This window comes from Nodularia harveyana UHCC-0300, from assembly GCF_034931085.1.
GTDB classification, from domain to species: domain Bacteria; phylum Cyanobacteriota; class Cyanobacteriia; order Cyanobacteriales; family Nostocaceae; genus Nodularia; species Nodularia harveyana.
Genome location: NZ_JAYGHG010000026.1, coordinates 1 through 17,738 on the forward strand (window position 1 = coordinate 1; position 17,738 = coordinate 17,738).

Here is a 17,738-nt window from a genome sequence, read left to right on the forward strand (position 1 = left end):
CTTCCATATCACTTAATTTATCAGATTTTGGGGAGAATTTTTAGCGATGGGCGAACGCACAAGCATATCCGCAGGACTCAGCCCCTCCTTTGGCGATCGCTCTTCCACCCCCCCCTGAACGGTTACGTTTTCTTGTGGGATAGTTTTCCCCATACCTAAATACCAACGGCTTTATTAAAGCGGAGAATTTCCAAACTGCGATCGCCATATATACTCTCTATGTGCTGGTTACAGCAGTCAATGGCAAAATCATCTAGTTCTTCCGGCTCAATTCCGTACATCTCCCCAAATATTTTTGGTTCTACACGGCAGAAACGGGGGCGATTTGCGTAAATTTGGCATTCGCGGTTGGTATGATCGAAGTTAATGCACCATCCTCCTTCCCCTACCATACTCAGGTAGAGTTCCAGTTCTTCGGGTAAAAGATACTCTTCTAAATCTGGACGCTCTTCGGGGTCAAGGTTACAGCAAGCGCCACATTGTTTCACACATTGCCAGTTTGCCATTTTATTGATTTTCCTATAATTTTGTTAAGTAAATTAAATGTAGCAGCCCACAGACAGATATGATTAATATTGGGTTTTGTAACTGAAGTTACTTTGTATTTTTCCAAAAAATTATAAGGACAAGGGAAAATGTTCGACGCTTTAAGTAATGTCAATTGGGAAGTTATCTTACAGCTAGTTTCCGTGGGTCTCATCATCATTGCTGGTCCCGCAGTTATCTTTGTACTGGCATTTCGCAACGGTGATATGTAAATCGGCAATATCCTGAGTGCTGAGTGTGGAGTTAATTAAGTCTCATATCTCAGGACTCAGTGAACACTGAGGGTAGATAATGCCTGAAGAGCAGCTTGGATAATCTGGTCATATTTTGGTTGAGATATATCAACTTCTACAGAGTCCTGACGATTGTTACCCAGTAGACCAATGGTGTGTCCTGGTTGTATGACTAAAACTTTGCCTTCAGGATTTTTAATTCTTAATTCTGGTGAAATGTCGTTTTGATAGATACCGCAGATATAGTCTCGCTGGTGGTACTGAAACTGAGTTTTTAGCGGACTAGCTGGGGATTGATTAAATAGATCAGATAGCTCTAGGCGTTGGGAATTAGGAGCTTGATGATCAAAATTTTGCTCGGTGAGTCTGACACCCTGTAGCTCCAACTCAATGGTAGTTTTGCCATTAAAGTGATTTTCTCGTAGCTTGTATGCAATATCAACTCGCGGTGGGAGGGGGAAATAGTCGCGCCACCTCCAGGCGATCGCTTTAATTTTATACTGTTGATGATCTATAGTTTGGCTGAGTGTTAATTTAATGTGACCCTTACCAACGATTTGCTGCTCAATTACCTGTACCTGGGATGTCCAGAACAGGGGATCGGGGTTTTCCATACCGCAGGGATGCAGAGAATTTAACTGTTGGTACAGCTGCTGATTGATGTGATTAAAATCAAGTTGGGCATCAATTTTTACTAACGGTTTCAGGTGTTGTAGTTCTAAACACTGATGGGCAAATTCACAGAGGCGCGATCGCAATATCTGCAAATTCTCGGCGGCTAAAGAGAAACCCCCGGCGGCTTTGTGTCCGCCAAACTTACCGAGCAAATCGTGACAATATTGTAACGCCTCAAATACATTAAATTCAGGAATCCCACGGGCAGAACCGCGAATCTCTGTCTCATTCTCATAAGTACCAATAAACACAGGCACACCGTAGCGTTCCACTAGGCGAGAGGCGACAATCCCAATTACACCATGATGCCAATTAGGTTGCACAACTACTAATACTCGGTCTTGGGGGAGGTCAGAGACAAACTCAGCTTCCACATAGGCGATCGCCTGTTGTTCAATTTCCTCGCACATTTGCTGACGGCTGGTGTTAGTTAACTCACACTCCATCGCCCGATCTAGTGCGATCGCCATATCATCTGTAGTTAATAATTCAATGATTGTTTGGGGATCACCAATGCGACCAATAGCATTAATCCGTGGTCCCAAACGAAAGCCAATATCTTCAGGCTTTAAACTTTTCGCAGACGAGGAACTCTTTCCCCCTGCTCCCTGCTCCCTTGCTCCCTTGCTCCCTGCTCCCCGCTCCCCTGCTCCCTGCTCCCTGCTCCCCTGCTCCCTGCTCCCTGCTTCTTCCCTCACCTGCAAGCCAGCCACTTGAATTAACGCCTTGATTCCCGGTAAATAAGATTTAGGTAAATGCTTTAAACCACGTTTCACCCAACGCCGATTCACACCAGTTAAAGGAGCTAAGTCTGCAATGGTTCCCAGGGTAAATAACGCTAACATCGGCTGCACTAAGCCTTTAATTTCGCCTAACTGTTGCGCTAGAGATACCGCTAAAATGTAAGCCACACCCACACCTGCAACACTGCGATAAGGTGAAGATTCCGCAATCAGTTTGGGGTTGAGAATGGCGTTAGCTGGAGGTAATTTGGGGGGGATGTCGTGGTGGTCAGTGACAATTACATTTAGACCGAGTTCTCTGGCTCTGGCGATGGGTGCATAGGCAGAAATGCCATTATCTACAGTCAGAATCAGATTTACACCCTCGCTGTGAAATTCTTCCACGATTCGTTCATTGATTCCATAACCATCGTGCATCCGGCTAGGGATAGCATAATCTACTTCTGCACCTAAACTGCGGAGACTACGCAACAGTAAAGCGGTGCTAGTCATGCCATCAGCATCATAGTCACCACAGATAGCTATTTTAGCTTGAGATGCGATCGCCCCTTGCAACAATTCCACACTCACCGCCAAATCAGGAAACTCTTCTAAAGGTGAAGGTAAAACTAAAGACTCTGGATTTAAAAAACCTTGTGCTGCTTCTGCTGTAGTTACGCCACGATTAATCAATAGCTGGCTAATAATAGGAGAAACATTAGTTAACCGCGCCAGATTTTCCGCAGATTCTGGTTGCTGTGGATAAATTTGCCAACGCTGATTAGGTAAGCAGTTGTTAGCTAGTGTCGGTTGAGGCAAAGTTTGATTGAGCATCAATTATCAGTTGTGAGTGTTGCTCCGCAGTTGAGAGTTCACTCATAACTCATAACATTTTTTGCCAGTAAAAATACATTTACCCGATATTTTGCCACACAGCAGACTTGATTTCCCTAACTCCACAGAAAAATTTCTAAATGAACTTTTGCTTCATTTCCCAACGCTTTTTGTCCTCGTTCCGGTAAGGGAATATCAGCAACAAAAGTATCTTCCTGGGGATTGGGATTAATGGAAATGTTCGGCTCTTCGTCAGTATTCCACGTATATTTAGCCCTGTATGCACCATCGACAACTTTGACATCCACAATCAGATAGTCAGACCACAAGGGTAATTGGTCGATATGGTTACCAAACAACCAGTTGCGCTTTTCTTTTACAAAGGAATGTAATGCTAATTTAATCGCATATCGACAACTAGAATCAGACTTAGCTGAGTAGCTAGGAATCATGAAAGCTGTAAATAATGGGATGGGTTTATCCCTGGTTAATTCTAATGTGATCGGACAATAATGATCAATGTTTTGTTCATGGATAGCAACCGGAAGACCACGCAGAGCAGAGCGGACTTCCATCTGATAAAAAGTATTCTGGCGATCGCTCAATTCTACACCAAATAGAGACAACTTGACCTTGATATCACCGAATAAAAACCGTTGCAGATTCTGATAAGCTTCTTCCGAATTGACCATTCCATAACGGCCACCATGAGTCCGATAAATATAGGCGCGGTGTGACCCTCTGACATAAGCTTTGTCAATTTGAACTAGACCATCACTTTGAGCGCCTACAACCTTCTGTGTCAAACCAAAACCCTCTTCGTAATCACTCGCATTTGTACCGATAATACAAAAAACCCGGTCTACTGGAAAAGAGTTATTCAAGCTTTGGACATCAAATTTCTCAGGTAACAAAAATTTTTTCTGTCTTTGAGGTGTTAAATATTCATACATTCGTCGGGGACCAAAGTCATCCATATTATTTAATCTGAGTGTGTCAATAATTTTTTCAATTAATCCACGCCCCACATCAAAATGAATCCCACCATGAGGTGTACCATAGGTAAAAAATTTATCAATATGATCAAGAGCCTTCTCGTTATTCTCTGGATAAATCTTCTGTATCAGACTGCGACAAACCAGACCCCCCATAGAGTGAGCAACTAAGTAAACTTTATTAGCACCAGTCTGAGATTTAACATTTTTGATCAGTTCTCTTAAACCCTCTGCTACTTCCTCCATTGATAGTCTGATAGTTGTTTCAGAACCAAAGCTTTCAGTAGTTTGATCATAAAATCGGTAGATCGAAATAGATTTCCAGTTGTTTCTCAACTGCTGCTCCTGATTATGCTCAAAAACAGGTCGATAACCGTGATCAGTAATTAGCCGCAATAGTGGACTCTCGAAAATATACTGCTCCGGGTTTCCTTCCGCACCCACCCGAATATGTGCAGAACCGTGATTAAATCCATAAAATGGATCTTCAACCGTTTGCTCAACATCTTTATCTGAGCCAGCATATCCACGCACATAGATGATGGGTAAATATTTCATTATTATTTGCTTTTTAAAGTTAAATTTAGCTTTCAGCCGTAGTAGCAATTAAAAGCTACCAGAATATATATTTTTTGCTATAGTTTTGTGATGATTTGTATTATTCCCTAGAAAATCACCAAATCTAGCATTGACTCGATCAAGCTCAAAAATTGACGACATTATAAATTAACTCTATAATTAAGTATATTTTCCAACATTTGGCTAGTTATTTATATGCAAAAGGTAGCGCTAACTGCGGGAATCAGCCTGTTATTTAGTTTGCTAATGATTCAACAGGCAAAAGCTGCTAATTTTACCTTCAGTCCCACAGTGACATTTGAAGTTATAGATGGCGGTTTTTCATCGGAATTTGATGGTTTAGGCGATGAAGTTTTTCCTAATAATTTTGATACTGTAGTTTTAGGACCCCAAGGAGAATCGGCAGAATTTGCCGAATTTGATCTGGCTGAATTTTCTCTCCCACCTTTGCAAGTAATTACAAGCGCTATTTTCCAAGCTGAAATATCTACTATTCAAACCACGGGTCTGGGTATTCTTCCTGGTAATCCACCTAATAGTTTGGGAGTATTTGGATATATTGGGAATGGGGAAGTCGATGCATCTGATTTACAAGAAAGCACGCTGTTAAACACAATTGACACATCAACTGTTGTTGGTGGAGAAGTTATTGATTTTGACGTAACTTCTTTTGTGCAGAATTTAGTCAGCAATGATGATAGATTTGTGGGTTTAGCAATTCGCGCCCAAGACCAAGGAGCTTTAACATTAGGTGGATCTAATTTCTCTGGGATAACTCCTCGATTAATTATTAAAACAGCCTCTGTTCCGGAATCGGCTAATATTTTCGGTTTATTAGCGTTTGGTGCTTTGGGTGTCACAGGAATGATTAAACGCTCAATTCGACGTTGAGCAAAGTTTGGCGATTTAGTGAAATTCCGTTAGAGAAACTAACCGCAAAGGACACAAAGAACGCTAAGGAATAAGAAAAAAAAGGAAGAAGCAAAATTGTAGGTTGGTGTGGTATAAGGGAATCTAAGATGATGGCAATACGTCTAATATGCTATTTTAGCTTTGTCAGTCCAATAGTCGGTTCCAGGGAAATATCTACATCATTATTTAGTAACTTTTCTGCTGCTTCCAACATAGATGTGGCGATATCTTTTAAGTCTTCACGGTTATTCAGATAAGTTTGCAAAGCTGACCTGGGGTCAATACTGCTACTGGCGGTCAATTCTGGGATTCTAGGTCTAGCTAACTGGCTGATTAATTCTGCTTGAATTGTGTAGTTGTGTGCTGGAGTTAAGGCTGTATGGATAGCAGCGTTATCAATCATATCCATTTGTTCGGAACGCAGTTGATAAATTAACCGCACTACCGCATCTTCTATATTATATTTAGCGATCGCCTTCATTAATGCAACTTGAGGATCATCGGCTTTCGATATATCCACCTGAATAGTTTGAAAACTGCGAACCGGTAAAGGACAAAACTCCCAATTAGCCGTTCCTTTCTCCAGTTCTATCATCACATAGCCTTTATCTTCTTTTTCTTCGCTAAAATCTACCCGTTCAATACTTCCGGGATAAATCACCGGCGGGTTATTGGATTTATTTAAATTTTGGTGGCGGTGAACGTGACCTAATGCCACATAATCAAAACATGGTCGCGTTAGCAAAGATAAAGGTAAAGTAAAACCCTTACCCACTGCTAAAAAACGTTCAGCGCCTAAAGTTGCATTATCAGCCATCAAGTGAGCTAAAAGCACGGTGGGAACATCAGCATCGAGACGGCGAATTTCTCCTTCTAAAACCACTTGGAGGCGTTCTGTTAACATTTGATTAACTTCAGACAAAGACGCATTTTTAGTTTCTTGGCGAGTCATCAAAGTCGAACGAGTTAGCCAAGGTAGGGTAATTACTTGGATTTTGCCATTACGGGTTTCGATATTATGAGTGGTTAAAGTATCGCCGACGACAAAACCCGGAACTCCCAAGGTGCGGTAAATATTTAAACTCGCTCCTCCCGTTCCTTGGGAATGTTGGTCATGGTTCCCGACTAACAGCACTGTGGGAATATCTGCATCCACGAGTCGGCGAAACTGACTCGCAAAGGCTTCTTGTACATAAGGCGCTGGGGTCGCATCCGGAAACGCATCACCACCAAATAACACTAAATCTACAGTATCTGCTAGCGCACGGTCGATACATCGAGATAATGTCTTGACAAAATCCTCTAGTCGTGTGTTAAGTCCTGTCGCCGGATTCATACGTCCGTGGGAAAAACCGCTTCCCATATGGATATCAGAGAGATGGAGGATTTTTATCATCTTTATTAGGTGTCAGTTGACTTTAGTTAAATACACCTTAGCTATAAATTAGCTACCGATACTTTTTTGCTAACATTCATTAACAAATACACTCCTTGAGAGAGGGCGTATCAACCAATGCACGAAGGAAAATCCCTCGCGCACCATTCATGTCCCGGCTCATCATTTGCCCATCAGATGGAGACTTGACGAATTTAGCACCACCAAGATTGGGAATTATTTCACCAGTCCAACTGACTGTTTTTGATGTATACGCCTCGTTAACATCCATAACTACCTTGTTAGTCTCAAAAGCTTTGTGCTTGAGAAACTGCTTAAATCGATAGTGAGAGAGTGTTAACATTTGACGCACTGACTTTGACCTAATTCGGCGCTTTGCCCTTACGGGTTCGGGAGTTCCTACACTTGGGGAAACCCCAAGACCGGACTCCCTCACCTTCTTAGACATTTGGGATGTTTCAAAAGTTGGCAGCAAAATAATGTCAAAGTTATCGACCAAAAATCTAGCAGTTTTCTTGTGCAATTCGTCTACAAGGTTTTTGATTTTACCTCGCAGTCTACTGGCGGCAAGCTTCATCCTTCTTCTTTGTTTGCACTTGGCTTTAGTGAATTTAGAAATTAATTTATCTAAGCGGAAACATAGCTTCTGAATTTGCAAATTAGCAGCTGTTCCAATTTCACCAAAACTGCATTCAGAAAAGAAAGTGATGAATGTTCTGATACCGGGGTCAAGTGCCACAACACGTCCTTGGTTATCAGACTTTTGTTGTGGCACATCCTCTGGAACTGTCAGATAGTAATCACGGTAGGCAAATACTAAACGACAATCGCCAAAGCTTTGTGGTAAGGATTCTTTGAAGGTTGCCTCACCTAATATAGTGTGGTAGATTCCCAAATCCTTTACCGCAGACTTGGGAATGTAACAAGATTGCACAGAGTCTTTTCTTGACCTAAATCTAACCTTGCTAATACCACCACCATTTTTAAACTTTTTCTTGGCATTACTAACAGCCTTACAAGCATCTTTGATGGCGATTGATTTAATTTGATAAGGGACTGATTTACTCCATTCTGGTAGTCCATTTAATATGTCAGTTTTAATCGCTTTCCAGTTAGCTTTGACGCTAGAATCCTGTAGCAATTTGACAGTAGTGTTATAGACAAATCTAGATACACCAAACCAATGCCTAAGAGTCTGCCTTTGTGCCGCAGTGAGGAAGATCCGGATCTTCCTTGATTTTTTTACTGTACTTTCTGAGTCCGTGCATCCGACAAGAGAAGACATGGAGGATGGAGAGAAGATCCGAGGTAAGTTCTGATTGTGGGCAGTATACAGTGTTGTCGAGAACCACGATTTGTCCACCGTTTTGCTCGACCATGTACTGAATAAGCTCGAATCCAAACCTTGCGAGTCGGTCACGACAGGCAACAACAAGCGTGAGCTTATCTCCCCGCATAAGTCTGTCCAGTAAGGCTTGCAATCCTTTCCTTTTAAAGTTGATTCCACTGCCGATGTCTTTGATGATTTCGGCATCTGGGTAGAGTGATTGTATGTAAGCAATTTGTCTACCAAGGTCGTCTCGTTGTTTGGTTGAACTGACTCGGCAGTAACAAATAATGGAAGCTCTAGTTGCACCACGAAGGTAGGACTCGACGTTAAAGAGTCTTTGTCCCGCTTCGTTTTTGATGCTTTCGATCTTGCCATTGTCTGCGTACTTCCTTAAAGTGTTTGGGTGCAGTCCAAGTTATTAGCATATGTAATCTATTGTTAGCAAATATTTAGCTATTGAATAACCTTTTCCCCACGAGTACCCAAAACCGAAATGGCTATGTGGACTTGTCAATCGTCATTAAACAAGGGTTACAGTCAAACTTCCGCACTGATATATATTTTTAAAATCTTTACTAAGAAACCTTACAATACTTTAAGTTATATAGCGCTTTTATGTATATTTACGGGGTTAATGATAAGTTAAGGGGAGAATAAAAATTCTGGATTTTATCAAAAATGAATAACTCCAATTTCCCTAATCAATTGGGTCAATCGATGATTATGGGTGCGTTAATCCTGTTTACCAGCATTAGTGTTATTCTGATTATGAATTGGTTCTAAGGATAGAAACACAATTTAGCCCTGCTGAATTATGAGCGGGGTTTTAACATTTGTTAACAGATATGCTTCATAAAATAATATAATAGCGTTTCAGGCGATCGCCATCAACAAAATTGTTGTCTAATTTATTTTCCCACTGGGTTAATGAAAGTTGGGTTCGGAACGCCAAATCGAATATTTACAAGTCTGCGTCAGAATTAGTCTATTAATAAAGCTGAATATTATTCTTGAGATTTTACACTTTACAAGCCTCGTCACTAATTAATCAGACCTCGGTAATTGTCCCCAGCTTGCAGAATATGTTTAGGATATGATTTGAGTTCATTCATCTAATAAACTCATTAATGACTGAATTTCCGTGTCTTGTGATGCCGATAATTGCTGCTGTAATGCTAATAGTTGATTCTTTAAAACTGCCGAAGTATAAGCCATATTAGATGCTTCCGCCAGTTTTAATTGAGTTTTTTTTATTCTAATTTTTCTTAACAGTTCATTTACCGCATCAATTGAGTCATAATCTTGAGAAATCATCGCCTTACACCCATTCAGATATTAAGTAAAGCTAGCGAAATATATAATCTCGCTGAGTTGAAATTTCTACTAAAAATTATACATCTAAATAGCTAAAATTTGACATTAGACTAAAGCTCAGATTGTCAAATAAAATTTATAAATTGTATTCTATAAATCTAAGGGATTCCCGCCTGTTGAAAAATTTGTTCGGGTGTAATTTCTAGCCCTGCTAATAAAGCATCTTCTAAAATATCCTCACCAAATTTTGTTTCCGGTTTGGTATCAGGATAAAATATTGTCACAGTCTTGGCTTTGGCATCTACAACCCAAACTCTCATCACACCAGCATCAAGGTAATCTGTGGCTTTGGCGCTCATTTGTCCAAAGCTTTGGTCTGGGGAAATAATTTCAATGGCTAAGTCTGGAGGTATGGGACAAGGTTCATCTGCAATTACTTCAGGAGATAGGCGAGAGTAGGAAATATACAGCAAGTCTGGTACTGGAACCCAATCTTTACCTTTGCGTTTTAAAGTAACTGCCCATTCAATACCAACCTCACCGCGATTTTCTGCCCACAGTGTTAAAAGTTGACTAATAGCTAGGGTTAATCGGGAGTGATATCTTTTTGGTGCTATTTTCGGTTTTGCTTCCCCATCAATTAGTTCGTGGGTGATATTCCCTTCTGGTAAGGCGAGAAATTCTGAGAGTGTCAGTTGAGATTTAAGTTGAGTCATAGCGTTAGCATGGCTGACTGTTGTTTTAATTGTAGTTTGTTGACATACTCCCCAGCCTAAAGGCGTGGGGATTCTGGGGTCAAACAGCAATTGCTGGCGTAGCCAGTCTAATATCACCTAACCCAATGGTTGATGCCCCAACCATTTGAATATTTTTAGCAGCGTTTTCATCCCGTCCATTAATTGACTGACAAGATGGACAACGCCATTGTCTAACAGATAAATCTAGATTTTCTAAAATATGCCCACAACCAGAACAAGTTTTACTAGATGGATACCACTTATCTACAAAAATAACTTGTTTATTTTTCTTTTTGGCTACCCATTCTAATATTTGTAGAAATTCTCCAAAAGCTAAGTCTGATATTTTTCTACCCCAAAGACGTTGCATACCCTTGAGGGTTAAGGTTTCAAAACATAAAACATCAAACTTGTCTGTCAATTGATTAGCTAATTTCCAAAACCAATCACGTCTGTGGTTACAAACATCTTCATATTTACGAACTAAGTTTTTTCTAGCCCGTTCACGATTGTGTGATCCTTTGAGTTTTTTGGAGTGATTTTTACTAGCTTTTTTGATGGCATTTAGAGATTGTTTCAGGAATTGAGGTGATTCAATTAAAGTTCCATCGGAGCAAGTTAAAAATGTTTTGAGTCCAAAGTCAAACCCCGCTATTTTACCAGTCGTTGATTTGATTTCTGGTTCTAACTGATTATCAACTACAACCACCATAAATAACTCACCTAGTGGTGTGCGCTTAATGGTTAATGTTTTGATTTTTGCTTCTATTTCTCTGGACTTACAAAATTGATAAACTCGATTTCCTACCTTGACTCTGTTGCCACCTAAGAACTTATAACCTGCTTGTTTAAGAGTGAATGATTTGTATTTTCTGACCTTCTTGAAACCAGGTGGTCTAACTCCTTTTTTATTGTGTTTGAAAAATAGTTGATAGGCTTTCTCTATGCGTTGACAGATATCTTGCACTGTTTGAGAACCTATTGATTGCCAAAGGCGATGACGTTTTCTTAATTTGGCAATATGAGACTGTAGTTTAGCACAGTTTAAGTGTTTGCCCCACATCCGATAATATCGTTTATGCAGAGCAATACAATGGTTATAGATTACCCCTGCGGCGTTGATCATCCGTTTCAGGTGTCTATTCCTTTTGTGTTCATATAGCTTAAACTTCAGTGTTTTCATGACAAGATTATATCAAAGTCGCCCTAGAAGTGCGTTCGCGTAGCGTCTCGCAGAGAGGCTTTAAACCCATTTCTTTGGTAAAGTTGAACTGAACTTTCAATGTGTTGAGAAAATGCAATTGATTTTATACAGCAAGCCGGGATGTCATTTGTGTGAGGGTTTGCAGGAAAAGTTGGAACAGGTGGAAAATCTCAGTTTTGAGTTGGAAGTTCGGGATATTACGACCCGTGAGGATTGGTTTTTGGCTTATCAGTATGAGGTGCCGGTTCTTTGTTTATCGAACCACAGAGGCGCAGAGGACACAGAGGAGCGTTTGCCGAGGCCTTCTCCCCGTGCTAGTGTGCAGCAATTAACGCAAATGTTGAGTAAATATTTATCTAATTAGGAAAAAATAATGCAGAATAAGCGCAAGAGTTTTGTGTGATGAGGTTCACTAAATGAAATTGCGTGATTTACTGGCGGCTGTGGATGGTGTTGATTATGCGGCTGTGGCTGATGTGGAAGTTAAGGGTTTGAAGACTAATTCTCATGCTTGCGGTGTGGGTGATTTGTTTATTGGTATGCCGGGAACGCGGGTAGATGGGGGTGAGTTTTGGCAAAGTGCGATCGCATCGGGTGCTGTAGCGGCGGTTATTTCACCCGAAGCATTAGAGAATAATCCTCCCACGGATGGGGCTGTGGTTATCAGTGCGGCAGATATGACTCAAGCCTCCGCCCAATTAGCGGCTGCTTTTTACGGTTATCCCGGACAAAAACTCAAGCTAGTGGGTGTGACTGGTACTAATGGTAAAACTACCACGACTCATTTAATTGAATTTCTGCTGAGTAAAGCCAATCTATCTACGGCTTTGATAGGAACTCTTTACACTCGTTGGCCTGGTTTTGCCCAAACTGCTACCTACACTACGCCCTTTGCTGTAGATTTACAACAGCAGCTGGCTGAAGCCTTGAATGCTGGTTGTGAGTTTGGGGCGATGGAAGTCAGTTCCCATGCTTTGGTGCAACGTCGCATTTTGGGCTGCAAGTTTGAGGTGGGGGTGTTCAGTAATCTCACTCAAGACCATCTGGACTATCACAAAGATATGGAGGATTATTTTGCAGCGAAGGCGTTGTTATTTAGTCCTGAATATCTCCAGGGAAGGGCAATAATTAATGCTGATGATGAGTATGGTCAACGTTTAATCGCTGGTTTAAGTTCCGACCGGGTTTGGAGTTACAGCGTTAATCATCACAGTGCTGATTTGTACATGAGTGATTTAACTTACGAGCCGAATGGTGTGAGTGGAATGTTGCATACACCAAAGGGTGATGTGGCTTTTCGTTCTCCTTTGGTTGGTCAGTATAATTTAGAAAACCTGTTGGCGGCTGTGGGTGCGGTTTTACATTTAGGAGTAGATTTGCAGTTAGCGGCTGGGGCTATTTCTGAGTTTCCTGGGGTTCCTGGACGGATGGAACGTGTGCAAATTAGTTCTGAGCAAGAAATTAGTGTAATTGTGGATTATGCCCATACTCCTGATAGTTTGGAGAATTTGCTGAAAGCTGCACGGCCGTTTATTCCTGGAAAAATGATTTGTGTGTTTGGTTGTGGTGGCGATCGCGATCGCACTAAGCGCCCTAAAATGGGTAAAATCGCGGCTGAGTTAGCTGATGTGGCGGTGCTAACTTCAGACAATCCCCGCACTGAAGACCCGGAACGAATTTTACAAGATGTGTTGGCGGGAATCCCGGATACAGTTAAACCTACTGTAATTTGCGATCGCGCTACAGCCATCCGGACAGCAATTTTACAAGCAGAACCCGGTGATGGTGTATTACTCGCTGGTAAAGGTCACGAAGATTACCAAATTCTCGGCACAGAAAAAATTCACTTTGACGACCGAGAACAGGCGCGGGAGGCTTTACAGGCGAGAGTAAGTTAGGGACCGGGGAGTGTGGGAGGTGTGGGGAGTGTAGGAAGTATTTTAGATTGCAGTCTAATCCAAAATCTAAAATCTAAAATCTAAAATTGATTGACTAATGACTAATAACTTTTTGCTTACTGCTGACTTCCAAAGGTAAGAAAATAGTTAACACTTCCCCATAATGTTGGCGTTGGCGGACGATCAATTTACCGCCAATTGCCTGGAATAAATGTTTAGTAGCAGCAATATTTAAACTAATCGTACCTGTTTCTGGTTGAAACATCAGCAATTGCCCTAGAGCTTTACGAATTGGTGGTGTCACAGTTTCGTTAGCGGAATTGCTTTCTGGACAATGGGATTGGGGAGATAATTGTAACTTGAGTTGGTCACCAGCCGGAATTACCTGTACTTGAATATGACTCCCTGGGGGTAAGCTGCGGGTGAAATTCTCTAATAAACCAGTCAGAACCCGATCCAGCATATTGGGGTTACTCACCACTGTGGGTAAATGCTGCGGTAAAACCACATCTAAAGTTAAATTCCGGCGCTGGGCTGCTTGTTTCCAACGGGGTACACTCTGCAACAATACCTGATCTAAAGACATGGGTGTGAGTTGAGTATTAGCAGATTTTAGGGAGGCGGAAGTTTCTAATTCGGCAGCTTTAAACAACAACTCCATCCGGTCAATTTGCTCGGTACACTCATGATCAATAATTTGTAGCCGATTAGTGACGGTATCAGGTAAGTCTCGTCGTTTCAGTAATAACCGTGTCAGAGTCCGAATTGTACTTAAAGGTGTACGCACTTCGTGAGCAAATGCTTGGAGTAATTCGACATCAGGTTTCAGGGCTGGGGTGTTAGGGGTTTCAGCCTCGATTTTTTGTTCCCACTCTGCACTAGTTTCTGATGCTTCCTGATTGGCTTCTGGTTCTGCCAATTCCTGAAGTAATAACTGGCTAAACTGAATTACAGTGCGGTAGTCTGGGGCGACTGGATCATACTTTTGGACTAATGTATCGACTTCGGCATACAATTCTGGATTAGTTAGCATGATTCTCGCACCGAGCGATCGCCAACTTTTATCCACCACTTCGGGGTCAAAGGAAAACGCAAAGAATTTATCGCCGTTTTTATCTTCTTTGAGAACCAGGACTAATCTAAATTTGTCTGTGAACACCAAGCAAAAACGCTCTGCTACCAGTGGATCTGCTGGTAATAAAGACAGCACTGATTCTGGGGGAACTGGTATATTTTCAGTAGCGGCCTGGGGCATTTGAAATGGCATCAGTGCCAAGGGGTTGAAGGGCTTGGCTGTAAAAGTGACAGTTTGCAAGCTTTGGGTTAATTTTGGCTGACTAAATAGAGGTGCAGGGGCAGTTAACACTAATCCTGTAGTAGCATCAGGTGAACCAGTTGCTAAAGTATTAATTAGCAATTGTTCTGTAGCGGCTAAACTGATACGCCACTGTTGTTCTGCTTTCATTGGTGAGCATTCAGCCACAGTTGCTTGATTTTCGGCTAAAATTTCACTCAGACTTGGCAAGATCCATTGATACACAGGTATTCACCCCTTGACTTCAGAGCGACTGGCAGCCTTGAACATCGGCATTTCACTACTCCATTACATAAAAGGTTATATTCTTTTGTGTATTGGCGACAGTGGTATAACCGAACAATATAGGTGGAATTTCCCCTGTTAGAAGTTTATATTGAGCGATCGCCCCACATCATCCAAAGTAAATGAACCCAGAATATTTTATGCGCCTAGCGATCGCCGAAGCTCAAAAAGGAGATGCACCTTATGGTGCTGTCATTGTTAAAGACCAAAAAGTTGTCGCTGTAGCTCATAATACAGTCAGGCGAGATCACGATCCCTCAGCCCATGCCGAAATCAACGTTATTCGTAATTTAACAGCTAAACAGCAAAATCCCTCTTTAGCAGGTTACACCATATATACCACCGCCGAACCTTGTCCCATGTGTGCTACAGCCTGTATCTGGGCAGATATATCGGAAATTTTCTATGGTGTTTCCATTCAAGATTTAATCTCAGTCCATCAATCACAAATTAGTATCACTTGTGAGGAAGTTATAGCTAAATCATTTAGACAGATCAAACTTACAGGAGGAATTTTAAAGCAAGAATGTTTACAATTATTTAATAACATGAAATAGGGTAAATTAAACTAAATTAACATACCCTAATCAAAGATCATAATCCTTTTCTACAGTCAGCAACTACAACCTATAGAGATGAGGCCCCAGTAGCAACTAACCGTTTAAACAAAGCCTCTGACCAGCCAGTTTCTCTCAATACAGCAGACCGAGCCACTTCTACATAAGCTTGCTCAATAAAAGCCAGATCGATCATACAAATTTTACCCAAAGATTCTTGTAATTCGTCCGGTTTACCACTCGCTTTTAAAGTTCTGCCCACTTCATGAACCACAACTCCCATAGCCGGAACCACATACTGAGGAACAATGCCAATCTTCACATGAATCACGCCAATATGCCAGCGACATTTAGCATATTCATCACCCCAATCATCCATACCTGTAAACATTTGATGAAACCATTGAATAAAGGTTTCATGTAGGCGGTGAACACGTCCCTCATTCTGATTCAGAATAGCATTCATTTCGGAATCACGCCCTAGATAAGCATAAAAATGATCTGCCATTGCTGGCGCAATTTCTAGCCCCCATGCTGCATTTGCTTGTAAAATAGACTTATCTTCAGAAGTTAAACTAACTCGTTGTTCGAGAGTTTTCAAAAAAGCTAGGCTATCCATAGTCATATTAATCCTAAATAATGGGTGAATGAAATTTAGTTACAGTTATTCGTGGAGTTATTCGGTATAAAAATATCGAACATTTCTCACTGACAGAGTTTTCTAGATATTTAACTATTTACTTCTCAGGAAACTCACTAAATTCTTGAAAAATGACTTACTGAAATTTGGTTTTGGCGGCGGTTCTTCCACAGGTACTAAACTTAGAGCAGTACTGGTATTTTCTAAATTAGATGGGGAATTAGCAACCATAAAATGCTCCTCTACCAAACCAACAACTATCAGCCGAAAAGCGATTTGTTGCACAGTTTCTACAGATAGTCTCAAATGAGTCGAAATTTTATCTAAAGAAATTTCACCATTCACAAATTCCCACAGTTGCCACTCCTGACCATTAAGCTGCATCTCCGGCTGTTTGGTAGTTAAACTTGATAAACCTGAAGTTGGATCTGGTAATTTGTCCGCCAAAGCGTCCCAATTTCGCAATAATCGCAAGCCTGTCAGTATCACCTCAGTAGCGGGCATACTTAGCCCAGTCATCTCTGCAAAGGGCAAACTTCTGGTTGGTTTAAATGTAAACAAACCATCCTCAGCTTGGAATAAAGTTGATATTGGTCGTACAACTTGGCTTTTAAATAACTGTTTCAACTGTTCTCCGTCTAACAATCCTTGAGACTTGAGGGATAGTCCCAGAGGTGTGCTATTGAAATTAGGACATATCTGAGTGACTCTAGCAACCACCCTTTCGCTAATCCAACCCCGTTGGGCAATCATTAATGTCAGCCCTTTTTCATCCAAGCGGTCCCCTGCGGCAATTACACGACCTTGATGTAGCCATATATAGTAATGTGCCATATTACTATTTGGTGACTGTAAATGAATAGCTAGTACTCCTGTCTTTTTTCCGTGATCTAAAAACTGGAGTAATTCTGGCAAAGAAAAATCTTTAAAAGTACCAGTAATAGTCATAACATTCGTTCTCTTAGCTGGTGTTCAACTGGTATTAAGCTACAAAACTTTCCATCAAATGGTTTACTAAAACAATCACCGCATTAGCTACAGAATCTTTTTCCATTGGGTTAACTTTGACCATTGGAGGTAAATTATTTTCATCCATATATCCCAAAGCCAGAAACACATCTTCTTCACTCCAAGCATCGGGATAATCGGTATGAGTTAAACCAATAATCATGGGAATCTGCGCTCGTTGATTCATGAAGGAAATAATTTTACGTGCTTGCCGAAAATCTCTTGGTCGGTGTGCTGCTACTAGTAAGATATAAGCGTGAGCTTTCCGAATCAAAATATCCCACATAAAATCAAAGCGAGATTGACCAGGTGTACCATATAAATGTAATGCCATTTCAGGGCTAAATTGTAACCGCCCAAAGTCAAGAGCAACAGTAGTCTTTTTCTTTAGTAAACTTGTTTCATCAGTGGCTAAAGTATCTGTATCGACCACATCAATTTCACTGATGGAACGGATAAAAGTAGACTTACCTGCACTTACTGCTCCTGTGACAATTAAGCGCATGTTTTCCATGCTTTTTTAACCCATAAACAAACAATTATTCATCACTGGTGACT

General features: G+C 41.1%; 18 protein-coding genes. 5 read left to right on the plus strand and 13 right to left on the minus strand.

From position 1 onward, the window contains the following. Positions 1-155: 155 nt before the first annotated feature. Positions 156-506, minus strand: a complete 351-nt coding sequence (locus VB620_RS14745; protein ID WP_323196909.1) for a YkgJ family cysteine cluster protein — start codon at positions 504-506, stop codon at positions 156-158. Positions 507-635: 129 nt separating this feature from the next. Here VB620_RS14745 and psb30 point away from each other — a divergent pair, with 129 nt between their 5' ends. Further along, positions 636-758 (plus strand): photosystem II reaction center protein Ycf12/Psb30, encoded by a 123-nt coding sequence (gene psb30 / locus VB620_RS14750; protein ID WP_323196910.1) that lies wholly within the window; start codon positions 636-638, stop codon positions 756-758. Between the two features lie 56 nt (positions 759-814). Here the strand turns inward: psb30 and VB620_RS14755 are convergent, their stop codons facing one another. Both VB620_RS14755 and VB620_RS14760 read right to left on the minus strand, forming a co-directional pair. Then, positions 815-3,010, minus strand: a complete 2,196-nt coding sequence (locus VB620_RS14755; RefSeq protein WP_323196911.1) for a single-stranded-DNA-specific exonuclease RecJ — start codon at positions 3,008-3,010, stop codon at positions 815-817. Between the two features lie 116 nt (positions 3,011-3,126). Then, positions 3,127-4,563 (minus strand): lipase family alpha/beta hydrolase, encoded by a 1,437-nt coding sequence (locus VB620_RS14760; protein WP_323196912.1) that lies wholly within the window; start codon positions 4,561-4,563, stop codon positions 3,127-3,129. Between the two features lie 216 nt (positions 4,564-4,779). Between VB620_RS14760 and VB620_RS14765 the strand changes: the two genes are divergently transcribed. Then, on the plus strand, positions 4,780-5,475 hold the full coding sequence (locus tag VB620_RS14765; RefSeq protein WP_323196914.1) for a PEP-CTERM sorting domain-containing protein: 696 nt from the start codon (positions 4,780-4,782) through the stop codon (positions 5,473-5,475). A gap of 151 nt (positions 5,476-5,626) precedes the next feature. Here the strand turns inward: VB620_RS14765 and VB620_RS14770 are convergent, their stop codons facing one another. From VB620_RS14770 to VB620_RS14795, 6 genes are all read right to left on the minus strand, one after another. Next, positions 5,627-6,892 (minus strand): exonuclease SbcCD subunit D, encoded by a 1,266-nt coding sequence (locus VB620_RS14770; RefSeq protein WP_323196915.1) that lies wholly within the window; start codon positions 6,890-6,892, stop codon positions 5,627-5,629. A 79-nt stretch (positions 6,893-6,971) separates the two neighbouring features. Continuing rightward, positions 6,972-8,177: an RNA-guided endonuclease InsQ/TnpB family protein gene (locus VB620_RS14775; protein WP_323196970.1), complete on the minus strand. Its 1,206-nt coding sequence runs from the start codon at positions 8,175-8,177 to the stop codon at positions 6,972-6,974. Beyond that, entirely contained in the window at positions 8,080-8,631 is a 552-nt protein-coding gene (locus tag VB620_RS14780) for an IS607 family transposase (RefSeq protein WP_323196971.1), read from the minus strand. Before VB620_RS14780 ends, VB620_RS14775 begins: the two co-directional genes overlap by 98 nt. Positions 8,632-9,326: 695 nt before the next feature. Then, on the minus strand, positions 9,327-9,536 hold the full coding sequence (locus tag VB620_RS14785; RefSeq protein WP_323196916.1) for a hypothetical protein: 210 nt from the start codon (positions 9,534-9,536) through the stop codon (positions 9,327-9,329). A gap of 158 nt (positions 9,537-9,694) precedes the next feature. After that, positions 9,695-10,252 (minus strand): Uma2 family endonuclease, encoded by a 558-nt coding sequence (locus tag VB620_RS14790; RefSeq protein WP_323196972.1) that lies wholly within the window; start codon positions 10,250-10,252, stop codon positions 9,695-9,697. A 79-nt stretch (positions 10,253-10,331) separates the two neighbouring features. Next, the gene (locus tag VB620_RS14795; protein ID WP_323196917.1) at positions 10,332-11,456 is read right to left on the minus strand and encodes an RNA-guided endonuclease InsQ/TnpB family protein; all 1,125 of its coding nucleotides are present in this window, start codon (positions 11,454-11,456) and stop codon (positions 10,332-10,334) included. 112 nt (positions 11,457-11,568) lie between these two features. Between VB620_RS14795 and VB620_RS14800 the strand changes: the two genes are divergently transcribed. Both VB620_RS14800 and VB620_RS14805 read left to right on the plus strand, forming a co-directional pair. Next, positions 11,569-11,841, plus strand: a complete 273-nt coding sequence (locus VB620_RS14800; protein ID WP_323196918.1) for a glutaredoxin family protein — start codon at positions 11,569-11,571, stop codon at positions 11,839-11,841. A gap of 52 nt (positions 11,842-11,893) precedes the next feature. Then, positions 11,894-13,375 carry a UDP-N-acetylmuramoyl-L-alanyl-D-glutamate--2,6-diaminopimelate ligase gene (locus VB620_RS14805; RefSeq protein ID WP_323196919.1) on the plus strand — a complete coding sequence of 494 codons (1,482 nt, stop codon included), beginning with the start codon at positions 11,894-11,896 and terminating at the stop codon, positions 13,373-13,375. Positions 13,376-13,469: 94 nt separating this feature from the next. On the opposite strand, the gene VB620_RS14810 is transcribed toward VB620_RS14805, so the two are convergent. After that, positions 13,470-14,915, minus strand: coding sequence for a sensor histidine kinase (locus tag VB620_RS14810; RefSeq protein WP_323196920.1), 1,446 nt, complete (start codon positions 14,913-14,915; stop codon positions 13,470-13,472). A gap of 182 nt (positions 14,916-15,097) precedes the next feature. Between VB620_RS14810 and VB620_RS14815 the strand changes: the two genes are divergently transcribed. After that, on the plus strand, positions 15,098-15,532 hold the full coding sequence (locus VB620_RS14815) for a nucleoside deaminase (protein WP_323196921.1): 435 nt from the start codon (positions 15,098-15,100) through the stop codon (positions 15,530-15,532). A 70-nt stretch (positions 15,533-15,602) separates the two neighbouring features. Here VB620_RS14815 and VB620_RS14820 read toward each other — a convergent pair whose 3' ends face one another. The 3 genes from VB620_RS14820 to VB620_RS14830 all read right to left on the minus strand — a co-directional run bounded on the left by VB620_RS14820 (position 15,603) and on the right by VB620_RS14830 (position 17,694). Next, positions 15,603-16,157 carry a protoglobin domain-containing protein gene (locus tag VB620_RS14820; protein WP_323196922.1) on the minus strand — a complete coding sequence of 185 codons (555 nt, stop codon included), beginning with the start codon at positions 16,155-16,157 and terminating at the stop codon, positions 15,603-15,605. 108 nt (positions 16,158-16,265) lie between these two features. Continuing rightward, complete coding sequence (locus tag VB620_RS14825) at positions 16,266-17,120, minus strand: DUF4388 domain-containing protein (RefSeq protein ID WP_323196923.1); 855 nt, start codon at positions 17,118-17,120, stop codon at positions 16,266-16,268. Positions 17,121-17,154: 34 nt separating this feature from the next. After that, positions 17,155-17,694: a GTP-binding protein gene (locus tag VB620_RS14830; RefSeq protein ID WP_323196924.1), complete on the minus strand. Its 540-nt coding sequence runs from the start codon at positions 17,692-17,694 to the stop codon at positions 17,155-17,157. Between the last annotated feature and the right edge of the window lie 44 nt (positions 17,695-17,738).

What these genes read in the sequence shown, in the direction of transcription:
- VB620_RS14800 (WP_323196918.1), top strand. Translation starts at nt 11,569, where the DNA reads ATGCAATTGATTTTATACAGCAAGCCGGGATGTCATTTGTGTGAGGGT.
- VB620_RS14820 (WP_323196922.1), bottom strand. Translation starts at nt 16,157, where the DNA reads ATGACTATGGATAGCCTAGCTTTTTTGAAAACTCTCGAACAACGAGTT.
- VB620_RS14815 (WP_323196921.1), top strand. Translation starts at nt 15,098, where the DNA reads ATGAACCCAGAATATTTTATGCGCCTAGCGATCGCCGAAGCTCAAAAA.
- VB620_RS14805 (WP_323196919.1), top strand. Translation starts at nt 11,894, where the DNA reads ATGAAATTGCGTGATTTACTGGCGGCTGTGGATGGTGTTGATTATGCG.
- VB620_RS14795 (WP_323196917.1), bottom strand. Translation starts at nt 11,456, where the DNA reads ATGAAAACACTGAAGTTTAAGCTATATGAACACAAAAGGAATAGACAC.
- VB620_RS14755 (WP_323196911.1), bottom strand. Translation starts at nt 3,010, where the DNA reads ATGCTCAATCAAACTTTGCCTCAACCGACACTAGCTAACAACTGCTTA.
- VB620_RS14830 (WP_323196924.1), bottom strand. Translation starts at nt 17,694, where the DNA reads ATGGAAAACATGCGCTTAATTGTCACAGGAGCAGTAAGTGCAGGTAAG.
- VB620_RS14790 (WP_323196972.1), bottom strand. Translation starts at nt 10,252, where the DNA reads ATGACTCAACTTAAATCTCAACTGACACTCTCAGAATTTCTCGCCTTA.
- VB620_RS14785 (WP_323196916.1), bottom strand. Translation starts at nt 9,536, where the DNA reads ATGATTTCTCAAGATTATGACTCAATTGATGCGGTAAATGAACTGTTA.
- VB620_RS14765 (WP_323196914.1), top strand. Translation starts at nt 4,780, where the DNA reads ATGCAAAAGGTAGCGCTAACTGCGGGAATCAGCCTGTTATTTAGTTTG.
- psb30 (WP_323196910.1), top strand. Translation starts at nt 636, where the DNA reads ATGTTCGACGCTTTAAGTAATGTCAATTGGGAAGTTATCTTACAGCTA.
- VB620_RS14745 (WP_323196909.1), bottom strand. Translation starts at nt 506, where the DNA reads ATGGCAAACTGGCAATGTGTGAAACAATGTGGCGCTTGCTGTAACCTT.
- VB620_RS14775 (WP_323196970.1), bottom strand. Translation starts at nt 8,177, where the DNA reads ATGTCTTCTCTTGTCGGATGCACGGACTCAGAAAGTACAGTAAAAAAA.
- VB620_RS14825 (WP_323196923.1), bottom strand. Translation starts at nt 17,120, where the DNA reads ATGACTATTACTGGTACTTTTAAAGATTTTTCTTTGCCAGAATTACTC.
- VB620_RS14760 (WP_323196912.1), bottom strand. Translation starts at nt 4,563, where the DNA reads ATGAAATATTTACCCATCATCTATGTGCGTGGATATGCTGGCTCAGAT.
- VB620_RS14770 (WP_323196915.1), bottom strand. Translation starts at nt 6,892, where the DNA reads ATGATAAAAATCCTCCATCTCTCTGATATCCATATGGGAAGCGGTTTT.